At 70.5% G+C, this 9,960-nt stretch carries 11 protein-coding genes; 9 read left to right on the forward strand and 2 right to left on the reverse strand.

Translation table 11 applies throughout. The features are described 5' to 3' along the window. Positions 1-5 precede the first annotated feature (5 nt). The 8 genes from QLQ86_RS04065 to QLQ86_RS04100 all read left to right on the forward strand — a co-directional run bounded on the left by QLQ86_RS04065 (position 6) and on the right by QLQ86_RS04100 (position 8,063). Positions 6-2,483, forward strand: a complete 2,478-nt coding sequence (locus tag QLQ86_RS04065) for an LPS-assembly protein LptD (RefSeq protein WP_282815971.1) — start codon at positions 6-8, stop codon at positions 2,481-2,483. A 32-nt stretch (positions 2,484-2,515) separates the two neighbouring features. Next, entirely contained in the window at positions 2,516-3,175 is a 660-nt protein-coding gene (locus QLQ86_RS04070) for a SurA N-terminal domain-containing protein (protein WP_282815972.1), read from the forward strand. Beyond that, the gene (gene pdxA / locus QLQ86_RS04075) at positions 3,175-4,218 is read left to right on the forward strand and encodes a 4-hydroxythreonine-4-phosphate dehydrogenase PdxA (protein ID WP_282815973.1); all 1,044 of its coding nucleotides are present in this window, start codon (positions 3,175-3,177) and stop codon (positions 4,216-4,218) included. The genes QLQ86_RS04070 and pdxA overlap by 1 nt, the downstream gene beginning before the upstream one ends. Before the next feature lie 248 nt (positions 4,219-4,466). Beyond that, complete coding sequence (rsmA, locus tag QLQ86_RS04080; RefSeq protein WP_282736880.1) at positions 4,467-5,282, forward strand: 16S rRNA (adenine(1518)-N(6)/adenine(1519)-N(6))-dimethyltransferase RsmA; 816 nt, start codon at positions 4,467-4,469, stop codon at positions 5,280-5,282. Next, complete coding sequence (gene apaG / locus QLQ86_RS04085; protein WP_282736879.1) at positions 5,279-5,677, forward strand: Co2+/Mg2+ efflux protein ApaG; 399 nt, start codon at positions 5,279-5,281, stop codon at positions 5,675-5,677. The genes rsmA and apaG overlap by 4 nt, the downstream gene beginning before the upstream one ends. 43 nt (positions 5,678-5,720) lie before the next feature. After that, positions 5,721-6,545, forward strand: a complete 825-nt coding sequence (locus tag QLQ86_RS04090) for a symmetrical bis(5'-nucleosyl)-tetraphosphatase (RefSeq protein ID WP_282815974.1) — start codon at positions 5,721-5,723, stop codon at positions 6,543-6,545. Between the two features lie 30 nt (positions 6,546-6,575). Beyond that, entirely contained in the window at positions 6,576-6,899 is a 324-nt protein-coding gene (glpE, locus tag QLQ86_RS04095) for a thiosulfate sulfurtransferase GlpE (protein WP_282736877.1), read from the forward strand. Between the two features lie 3 nt (positions 6,900-6,902). Further along, positions 6,903-8,063: a polynucleotide adenylyltransferase gene (locus tag QLQ86_RS04100; protein WP_282736876.1), complete on the forward strand. Its 1,161-nt coding sequence runs from the start codon at positions 6,903-6,905 to the stop codon at positions 8,061-8,063. Positions 8,064-8,066: 3 nt separating this feature from the next. Here QLQ86_RS04100 and folK read toward each other — a convergent pair whose 3' ends face one another. Beyond that, on the reverse strand, positions 8,067-8,585 hold the full coding sequence (folK, locus tag QLQ86_RS04105) for a 2-amino-4-hydroxy-6-hydroxymethyldihydropteridine diphosphokinase (protein ID WP_282815975.1): 519 nt from the start codon (positions 8,583-8,585) through the stop codon (positions 8,067-8,069). Further along, positions 8,585-8,950 carry a dihydroneopterin aldolase gene (folB, locus tag QLQ86_RS04110; RefSeq protein WP_282815976.1) on the reverse strand — a complete coding sequence of 122 codons (366 nt, stop codon included), beginning with the start codon at positions 8,948-8,950 and terminating at the stop codon, positions 8,585-8,587. Before folB ends, folK begins: the two co-directional genes overlap by 1 nt. Before the next feature lie 170 nt (positions 8,951-9,120). Between folB and plsY the strand changes: the two genes are divergently transcribed. Then, positions 9,121-9,708, forward strand: coding sequence for a glycerol-3-phosphate 1-O-acyltransferase PlsY (plsY, locus tag QLQ86_RS04115; protein ID WP_282815977.1), 588 nt, complete (start codon positions 9,121-9,123; stop codon positions 9,706-9,708). Positions 9,709-9,960: the final 252 nt, after the last annotated feature.

Consider the following 9,960-nt stretch of genomic DNA (forward strand, 5'->3'; position numbering starts at 1 on the left):
GGAGCATGGGCAAGCGACTCTCGTGGACATGGACGGCCCTGGCAGGCCTGGCCTGTACCGGCCTGGCGAGCGGCCCCCTCGGGGCGGCGCCGCCCGAGCCGCTGCCGGCCGACCAGCTGGACTGGCAGCCCTGGGGCGAGGCGCGCCCCGCCGACGCGCTGTGTCGCGGCCGCTACGTGATGCCGGACTACCGGCTGCCGCCGCCGCCCGGCGAGAAGGTCGCCAGCGAGTCCGACAGCGCCGACTACGGGGAGGATGGCGAGACGCGCCTCGGTGGCGAGGTGCTGCTGCGCCGCGGCAATGCCCAGCTCGAGGCGCCACGGGTGCGCGTGCCCGGCAGTCGCGAGACCGCCTATGCCGAGGGGCCCCTGGCGCTGCGCGACAGCGGCCTGCTGGTGCGCGGTGACGCGGCCGAACTGTCGCTGAACAGCGATGCCGCCAGTATCGACACGGCCCACTACGTGGCCCATGAGCAGCGCCTGCGGGGCGATGCGGTACGCCTGGCGCGCCTCGAGGATGGCCGCTATCGCCTCACCGAGGCAAGCTTCACCACCTGCGAGCCGGGCAGCGACCTCTGGCGCCTGGTGGGCAATGATATTCTGCTCGACCGCGAGCGCGGCGTCGGCACCGCGACCCATGCCCGACTGGAGATGGGCAAGGTGCCGGTCTTCTACTGGCCCTGGGTGCGCTTCCCCCTCGACGAGCGTCGCCAGACCGGCTTCCTGTGGCCGATGGTCGGGCTCTCCACCGACTCGCTGGACTATGCCCAGCCCTTCTACTGGAACATTGCCCCGAACCATGACGCCACGATCACGCCGCGCTGGATCAGCGACCGCGGCCTGCTGCTGGGCGGCGAGTACCGCTACCTGTTCGAGCAGGATGCGGGGCAGGTCGAGGGCGCCTACATCGCCGATGACCGCGCCGCGGGAGACGATGCCTCCGATGCTTCCACGCTGGAGAACGGCGATGCCCGCTGGTACCTCGACTATCGCCATGCGGGCCGCTTCGATGCCCGCACCCGCTACCGGCTGCGCTATGGGGCGGCCAGCGACGGGCGCTACTTCGACGACTTCGGGCGTGGCTTTGGCGATGGCGATACCGGCAGCATGCCGCGGCTCGCCCAGCTCGACCACCGTGGCGACGTCTGGCAACTGCAGGCCAGGGCCCAGGGCTACCAGAAGCTCGACGACCCGCTGCTCCAGCGCGACAAGCCCTTCTACCGGCTGCCCAGCCTGACCGCCAACGCCCGCTGGTCCCAGGACGGCGGCTTCTACCAGCAGTGGCGCTCCAACCTGACGTACTTCTGGCGTGACGTGAATGCCGATGAGCAGGGCATCTATGAAGTCGGGGACCGGCGCCTGAGGATCCCCATCGCCGAGGCGGCCAACGGGACCCGGCTGCACCTCTCGCCGGCCACCGGCTGGCGCTTCGACGAGAGCTGGGGCCACCTGGAACCGCGTGTCGAGTGGCTGGCCACCGCCTACCAGCTGGACTACGGCGAGCGCGAGACCGAGCGCGACGAGGGCCTCACCCGTAGCGTGCCGGTCGGCACCCTCGATGGGGGCCTGGTGTTCGAGCGGGAACTGGACCTGGGCGGGCGCGGCTATCGCCAGACCCTGGAGCCGCGCATCAACTACGCCTATGTGCCGGCGCGCGACCAGACCGAGTTCCCGAACTTCGACACCGCCGAACAGGCCTTCTCCTGGAACCAGCTCTGGTCGCCCTACCGCTTCACCGGGAGCGACCGGGTAGGCGACCTCAATCGCGTCTCCCTGGGGCTCGAGTCGAGGTTGCTGGCCGATGCTACCGGGCGCGAGCGGCTCTCGGTGGGGATGGGGCAGGCCTACTACCTTGAGGATCGCACCATCGACATGGCGGGGGATCCGGATACCCTGCCGCCGGAGTCGAACTTCCAGCGCTACTATCGGGCGACGCGAGACCGCTCGCCGCTGGTCACCCGGGTCGACTGGCAGCTCACCGACCATTGGCGCTCGCGCTGGCAGTGGCTCTATGACGACCACCTCGAGCAGACCGAGAGCACCTCGCTGGCCCTGCAGTATCGCGCCGATGCCGGCCACGTGGTGAACTTCGGCTATCGCTGGCAACTCGAAGGCTTCGACCCGTCCCAGGAGGACGAGGACGTGGTCAACTACAACCGCGAGGAGTACGACCTCTCGTTCGCCTGGAAGGCCAGCCGCCGCGTGGACCTGATCGGCCGGTTGCTCTACGACAACACCAACGACCGTGCCCTGGAGCAGCTGGCGGGTGTCCAGTGGAACGACTGCTGCTATGGTCTGCAGCTGGTCTGGCGCGAGTGGATCGACGACAACGACACCGCGAACACCATCGAGGATGACCTCACCGACCGGGGGGTCTTCCTGCGCTTCGTGTTCAAGGGGCTGGGCGGCGTCGGCGGCGAGGCCGACAGCTACTTCGAGGAGGCGATCCCGGGCTATCGGGCCACCGCCCTCGGCCGGCCTTGAGACATTTGACAATGACGAGAGGAAAGAGAGACATGCGCAGTCGACGTATCGCCACCCTGGCGCTGGCCCTGTGCCTTGCCTCCCTGCCCCTGGCAGGGCAGGCGCAGGAAGCCGGTTCCCCGGATTCCCCGCCTCAGGGTCGCCAGACGCTGGATCGCATCGTGGCGGTGGTCAACGATGGCGCCATCATGCAGAGCGAACTCGAGGAGCGCGTCGCCCAGACGCGCAGCCAGATCGCCGGCCAGCAGCAGGAGGTGCCGCCCGAGGGGGTCCTGCGCGAGCAGGTCCTGGATCGCATGATCGTCGAGGAGATCCAGCTGCAGATGGCCCGTGACGCCAACCTTAGCGTCGACGACACCGAGCTCAACGGCCAGGTGCGGACCATCGCCGAGAACAATGGCATGACGCTGGACCAGTTCGCCGATGCCCTCGAGGCCGATGGCCTCTCGCTCTCCGTGGTCCGTGACCAGGTCCGCCGCGAATTGATGATGCGCCAGCTGCAGCAACGCCAGGTGGCCAGTCGCGTCAACATCTCCGAGCGGGAGGTGGACCGCTTCATGGAGCAGCAGGGTGCCAGCCGCGAGCAGGCCCGCCAGGCGCTGTTCCAGCGCAAGGTCAACGCCGAGATGGAGGAGTGGGTCCAGGAGATCCGCAGCCGCACCTTCGTCGACAACCGCCTCGCGGAGCGTTGATGGTATCGCGCGACGCGCCGGTACTGGCCCTGACCTGCGGCGAGCCGGCGGGCATCGGGCCGGAACTGGCGGTGATGCTGGCCGCCGACGGGGGTCCCGCCGCCCGGGTGGTGGCAGTGGGCGACCCGGTCCTGCTGGCCGAGCGTGCCGCAATGCTCGACCGCCGGGTGGAGATCCGGGTGCTCGCGCCCGATGAGCCCCCGCCGGTGGCGCGACGCGGCCTGCTGCCGGTGTGGCCCGTGGCGCTGCGAACCCCCTCGCACCCCGGCCGTCTCGACCCAGCCAATGCCGGCCATGTCCTCGAGACCCTGGACGTGGCGATCGACGCCTGCCGGTCCGGCCGGGCCGACGGCATGGTCACGGCCCCGCTGCATAAGGGCGTGATCCTGGATGCCGGCCATGCCGGCTTCACCGGCCACACCGAGTACCTGCGCGATGCCTGCGGGGTGGCGGAGGTGGTGATGATGCTCGCCACCGACAGCGCCCTGCATGCCCGCGAGGCGGGCTGGCGGGGCGAGGCGGCCCTGAGGGTGGCACTGGCCACCACGCACCTGCCGCTACGCGAGGTGGCCGACACCATCACCGTGCCCCGGCTCGAACGCCTGCTGCGCATCCTCCACGCCGACCTGCAGCGCTGGTTCGGCATCACGGCGCCGCGCATCGCCGTCTGCGGGCTCAATCCCCATGCCGGGGAGGGCGGCCACCTGGGCCGCGAGGAGCTCGACGTGATCATTCCGGCCCTGGAGGGCCTGCGGGCCGAGGGGCTGGCCCTTGACGGGCCCCTGCCCGCCGATACCTTGTTCACCCCGCGTCACCTCGAGGGCGTCGATGCGGTGCTGGCCATGTACCATGACCAGGGGCTGCCGGTCTTGAAGTATGCCGGCTTCGGCCGCGCCGCCAATATCACCCTGGGGTTGCCGCTGGTGCGCACCTCGGTGGACCACGGCACGGCCCTCGACCTGGCCGGCACGGGGAGCGCCGATCTCGGCAGCCTGCGGGTCGCGGTGGCCCTGGCCGCCGAGATGGCCGGCCGTGGGGTATAGCCGATCTGGAGGAGCGCCGGGGACAGGCTGAAGAGCAGGTCCTACGCCAGGGGTGAGGAGCATTGCTCCGAACGGGCTGGCCATGGATGGCCAGCACCGGACCTGCAAGCGGAGCGGGACGCGAGAGCGCCGCAGGGCGTCGGTAGCGTACAGGGATGTATTCACAGCGCCTGCTCGTAAGCCTGTCGCCGGAAAAGCTCCGTGCACGGAAATAGCTCAAGACCCTAGTGATAGAAGGACACCCCTGAATGGCATCCCGCTCCCCGGTTCACCGGGCCCGCAAGCGCTTCGGCCAGAACTTCCTGCGCGACCCCGGCGTCATCTCGCGCATCGTGCGGGCCATCGGGCCCCGCCCCGGCGACCGGCTGGTGGAGATTGGCCCCGGCCAGGGGGCGCTGACCGAACCGCTGCTCGAGGCGGCCGGTGGCCATCTCGAGGTGATCGAGCTCGACCGGGACCTGATTCCCGGCCTGCGCGTGCAGTTCTTCGACAAGCCCGGCTTCGTCATCCACGAGGGCGACGCCCTGAAGGTGGACTTCCGGGCCCTGAGGGGCGACGGGGCGGCGCTGCGGGTGGTGGGCAACCTGCCCTACAATATCTCCACGCCGCTGATCGTCCACCTGCTGGAAGCCGGCGATGCCGTGGCCGACATGCACTTCATGCTGCAGAAGGAGGTGGTGGAGCGCCTGGCCGCTGTCCCGGGCGGCCCCGACTGGGGGCGCCTCTCGGTGATGGCCCAGTACCACTGCCGGGTCGACGCGCTGTTCACGGTGCCGCCGGAGGCCTTCGTGCCGCGCCCCAGGGTGGAGTCGGCCATCGTGCGCCTCACCCCCCACCGCGCCCTCCCGCATCCGGCCCGTGACGAGGGACTGCTCTTCACCCTGGTGCGCGAGGCCTTCGGCCAGCGGCGCAAGACCCTGCGCAACAATCTCAAGGGGCGCATCGACGCCGCGACCCTCGAGGCGCTGGAGATCGATCCGGGGCGGCGCCCCCAGACGCTCAGCGTCGAGGAGTTCGTGCGTATCGCCAACCATCTGGCCGCGGCCGAAGGAGACGCCTCATGACCCTGACCATCCCGGAAGGGCTCGACCATGCCATCCGCGTCGACGTGGCGCCGGATTTCCGCATCGAGGAGTCCGCGCCCGACGAGCAGCGCTTCGTCTTCAGCTATACCGTCACGGTGCACAACACCTCCCGGCACAGCGTTCAGCTGCTCGCCCGCTACTGGAAGATCACCCAGGGCAGCGGCAAGGTGCAGGAGGTGCGTGGCAAGGGGGTGGTGGGCCAGCAACCGATGATCGGACCCGGCCAGACCTTCCGCTACACCAGCCGGGCGATTCTCGACGGCCCGGTGGGGGTGATGGAGGGCACCTATACCTGCGTCGACACCGCCAGCCAGCGTCCCTTCGAGGTGGCCGTCGCCCCCTTCCGGCTGGCCGGACCCAACCAGGTGCACTAGACCCGTCGATCCGACCCTATCTCACTGACCCCGGGGAGCCGCGATGACCACCTATGCCATCGGCGATCTGCAGGGCTGTCACGACGAATTCGTCGCCCTGCTCGAACAGCTCGACTTCGACCCGCGTCGCGACCATCTCTGGCTGGCCGGCGACCTGGTCAACCGCGGCCCCGAGTCGCTTGCCTGCCTGCGCGAGGTGATGGCGCTGGGCGAGTCCGCCACCACCGTGCTCGGCAACCACGACCTGCACCTGCTGGCGGTGGCCCGCGGAGGCGCCCGCGAGAACCGCAAGGACACGCTCTCGGCCATCCTGGCCGCCCCGGACCGCGAGCGCCTGCTCGACTGGCTGCAGTCGCGCCCGTTGCTGGTGCGCCGGTGCGCCGGGGAGCAGGGCGATACCGTCATGACCCACGCCGGCCTGCTGCCGCAGTGGTCGGTGGAGCAGGCCGCAGGGCTGGCCGGCGAGGCGGGGTCGCGCCTCACGGGCGAGCGGGCCGGGGCCTTTCTCGAGCGGATGTACGGCAACGCCCCGGCCTGCTGGCGCGATGACCTCGACGGCATCGACCGCCTGCGGATGATCATCAACGTCTTCACCCGCATGCGCTTCATCGATGCCGCCGGCTGTCTCGACTTCGCCGCCAAGGAGGGCCTCGACAGTGCACCGCCCGGCTTTGCCCCCTGGTTCCAGTTTCCTCGCGACGACGACCCCTGGCTGCTGTTCGGCCACTGGGCGGCGCTGCAGGGCGAGACGCCGGCGAGCCGGGTACGCGCCGAGGCGCTGGACACCGGCTGCGTCTGGGGCAGCCGCTTGACCGCCCTGGACCTCGGGAGCGGCAGGCGCATCAGTGTCCCGAGCCGCCAGCGCTGAGTCCTACCCCTTTCCGACCATGAGGCTGCCATGACGACCTTCCAGCATCTCGATATCCCGACCCTGGCCGGCTGGTTCGCCGAGCGACGCGAGCTGGCGCTGGTCGATATCCGCGACCCGCAGAGCTTCGCCCAGGGCCATATCCCCGGTAGCCGCCGTCTGGACAACGACACGGTCGGCGCTTTCATCGAGGAGGCGTCACGCGAGACGCCCCTGGTGGTGGTCTGCTACCACGGTCACTCCAGCCAGCAGGCGGCGGCCTGGCTGGCCGGCCAGGGCTTCGCCGAGGTCTACAGCCTCGACGGCGGCTTCACCGACTGGCAGCTTCGCCACCCCGACCGCGTGGAGCGCTGAACCATGGCCGCGGTTGAGGATCCGCACCTGCAGGGGCTCGAGGTCTACCGGGTCGGCGGGGCGGTGCGCGACGCCCGGCTTGGCTGGCCGGTCAAGGACACCGACTGGGTGGTGGTGGGGGCCACGCCGGAGGAGATGCGCCGGCGCGGCTTCAAGCCGGTGGGGCGCGACTTCCCGGTCTTCCTGCACCCCGAGAGCCACGAGGAGTTCGCCCTGGCGCGCACCGAGCGCAAGTCCGGTCACGGCTACACCGGCTTCGTGGTGCATGCCAGTCCCGAGGTGACCCTCGAGGAGGACCTGGCGCGCCGTGACCTGACCATCAACGCCATGGCCGAGACCCCGGAGGGAGAGCTGGTCGACCCTCACGGTGGCCTGGCCGACCTGGAGGCGCGCCGGCTGCGCCATGTCTCCTCGGCCTTCGTCGAGGACCCCCTGCGGGTGCTGCGCACGGCGCGCTTCCTCGCCCGCTACGCCGGCCTGGGCTTCGTCATCGCCGAGCCGACGCGGCGGCTGATGCGTGAGCTAGTGGAGAGCGGCGAGCTGGCCCATCTGGTGGCCGAGCGGGTCTGGGCCGAGACCGAGAAGGCGCTGGGCGAGCCCTGGCCGGAGGTCTACTTCCAGGTGCTGGACGACTGTGGCGCCCTGGCGGTATTGATGCCGGAGCTGGCGGCCGACCCGTCGGCCCTCGACGAGGCGCTGGGGCGCCTGCACCGCTTGCCGGAGGACATCGAGGCCGAGTCACAGGCCCGCTGGCGCTGGGCGCGGCTGGTGGAGCACCTGGATGACGAGGACCGCGACGCCCTGGCCGAGCGGTTGCGCCTGCCCCGCGCCCATCAAGAGCTGGCCGGCCAGGCGGCCCGTACCCGTTCCCTGCTGGCTCGGGTGGCGCGGCACGGCCTGGACGGGGCCCGGGTGATGGCCTGGCTCGACGGCATCGACGCCTGGCGCCGCGGCGACCGGGTGGCGCCGTTGATCAGCCTGGTGAGCCTGGAGGACCCGGGGCTGGCGGCGGACCTGGCCCTGGCATGGCGCCTGGCCCAGCAGATCCTGCCGAAGGCCCTGGTGGCCGAGGGCTACCGGGGGCGCGAACTGGGCGAGGAGCTGGCGCGGCGGCGCTGGGAGGCCATCGACGGCGCCCTCGCCAGCGCCGGGACGAGGTCCTGAGGCTCAGTCCGGCGCGGAGATGCGTCGGCCCTGCCAGACGAACTCCACCGGCCAGAGACGCTGCTGGCCGGCCTCGAAGGCATCCCAGTGGGCGCGGTAGGTCCTGGCGGTAAGCGGATGACGGGCCTCGGGCAGCAGCTCGGCCAGCGGCTTCAGCACGAAGGCGTGGTGGAGGATCTCGCCACGGGGCAGCTCGACGTCGTCGTGGCGGCCGGTCAGGTCGCCCACGGTGAGCAGGTCGATGTCCAGGGTCCGGGGGCTGAACTTGGGGACCCCATCGCGGCGGCCGTTGGCGAACTCCAGTCGCTTGCACCAGGCCTGCAGTTCGCCCACGGGACGGGCGCTGTCGAAGGCCACCACCAGGTTGTAGAAGTTGCGACCATCCTCGAAGCCCACGGGCTCGCTCTCGAAGACCCGCGAGATGACAAGCGGGCCGAAAGTCTCGGCCAGGGCATCCAGGCAGATCCGCACATGGCGCTCGCGCTCGACGTTGCTGCCGATGCTGACGGTGATTTTCGCCATCAGTCGCCCCCCGTCCGCTGGCCGCGCTCGATACAGACGCCCACCGCCGCGGCGGCAGGCACGGCGCCGGGCTTGCGCACGGTGAGGCGCAGCCAGGGGATGGCGAATTCGTCACGCAGGGTCTCGGCCAGGCGCTCGGCGAAGGTCTCCACCAGGGCGACGTCATGCTCGTCGGCGAAGGCGGCGATGCGCTCGCTGATGGCGGCGTAGTCCAGGGTCAGGCCGATGTCGTCACCGGCCGCCGCGGGGCGAATATCGGTGCCCAGTGCCAGGTCGAGCCGCAGCGTCTGGGTGATGGCACGCTCCCAGTCGTAGACGCCGATCACGGTGTCCACCTCGAGCGCTTCGATCAGCACAAGATCCATCGGGGGTCCCCGGGCCAGTGAAGGTTGCGGACCGGGCGATGCACAGGGTCCGCCTGCAGGCGCCCGATTGTACGCCAGCCAGGCCTCGGGCGACACCGGGGGGCGCGCCGGCCTGTCCCGCGCCGCCCATGGCTGGCAAAATCACGGTTTCACCCCACAGGAGGCCGCCCGTGGAGGCGCCACTCGACCTCATCCTGCCGCTGGTGGCAACCGGCTATCTGAGCGGTACCTGGCTCGGTGCCCTGACGGTGTGCCGCCTGGCCGGCGTGGGGGACCCGCGGCTGGCCGGCTCCTGCAATCCGGGGTTCTCCAATGTCCTGCGCCTGCACGGTCGTCGCCTGGCCCTGGCCACTCTGGTGGTGGACGTGGCCAAGGGCATGCCGGTGCTGTGGCTGGCCATGTGGCTCGGCCTGCCGCCCTGGGGGCTGGGGCTGGTCGGGCTAGGCGTGTTGCTGGGCCACAGCTACCCGGCCTGGCACCGCTTCCGGGGCGGCAAGGGCGTGGCCAGTGCCTTCGGCGTGATGCTGGTGCTCACGCCCTGGGTGGCGCTCTGCTGCGCCGCACTCTGGATACTGCTGGCCTGGCGGGTGCGGACGGCCGCCGTCGCCTCCCTGGCGAGTGCTGCCATGGCGCCGCTGGCCAGCCTCTGGCTGGCCCCGGAGTTCGCCGGCGTGGTGATCGTCTTCACCCTGCTGGTGCTGGCGCGCCACGTGCTCAATATCCGCCGTCTTGGCAGGGGTGACGAGCCGGGGCTCTGAGCTGCTCGTCTTCGCCAGGGGCTTGAAAGCTGGAAGAGCGGCGCTTCGCGCCTGGAAGCCGGAAGCTTGAAGAATGCGTCTTTTACCTGGGCCACATCAAGCTGCCTTCCAGCAGCTTTCAGCTTACGGCTTGCGTAGCGTATCCATCGGCCAGCGCGGTACCGCCTGCATGATGCCGGTCTCGTCGTGCTCGCCGGCCAGCAGGCGCTGGGCGCTGTGACCATGGAGAGGGCAATCATGGCGAAAGTCAGG

The sequence above is a fragment of the Halomonas rhizosphaerae genome (assembly GCF_030012485.1).
Lineage (GTDB): Bacteria > Pseudomonadota > Gammaproteobacteria > Pseudomonadales > Halomonadaceae > Halomonas > Halomonas rhizosphaerae.

Bases quoted from the DNA above. Each gene is read 5' to 3' on its own strand.
- apaG (WP_282736879.1), top strand. From the start codon at position 5,279: ATGACCCTGACCATCCCGGAAGGGCTCGACCATGCCATCCGCGTCGAC.
- glpE (WP_282736877.1), top strand. From the start codon at position 6,576: ATGACGACCTTCCAGCATCTCGATATCCCGACCCTGGCCGGCTGGTTC.
- rsmA (WP_282736880.1), top strand. From the start codon at position 4,467: ATGGCATCCCGCTCCCCGGTTCACCGGGCCCGCAAGCGCTTCGGCCAG.
- QLQ86_RS04090 (WP_282815974.1), top strand. From the start codon at position 5,721: ATGACCACCTATGCCATCGGCGATCTGCAGGGCTGTCACGACGAATTC.
- folK (WP_282815975.1), bottom strand. From the start codon at position 8,585: ATGGCGAAAATCACCGTCAGCATCGGCAGCAACGTCGAGCGCGAGCGC.
- QLQ86_RS04065 (WP_282815971.1), top strand. From the start codon at position 6: ATGGGCAAGCGACTCTCGTGGACATGGACGGCCCTGGCAGGCCTGGCC.
- QLQ86_RS04070 (WP_282815972.1), top strand. From the start codon at position 2,516: ATGCGCAGTCGACGTATCGCCACCCTGGCGCTGGCCCTGTGCCTTGCC.
- QLQ86_RS04100 (WP_282736876.1), top strand. From the start codon at position 6,903: ATGGCCGCGGTTGAGGATCCGCACCTGCAGGGGCTCGAGGTCTACCGG.
- pdxA (WP_282815973.1), top strand. From the start codon at position 3,175: ATGGTATCGCGCGACGCGCCGGTACTGGCCCTGACCTGCGGCGAGCCG.
- folB (WP_282815976.1), bottom strand. From the start codon at position 8,950: ATGGATCTTGTGCTGATCGAAGCGCTCGAGGTGGACACCGTGATCGGC.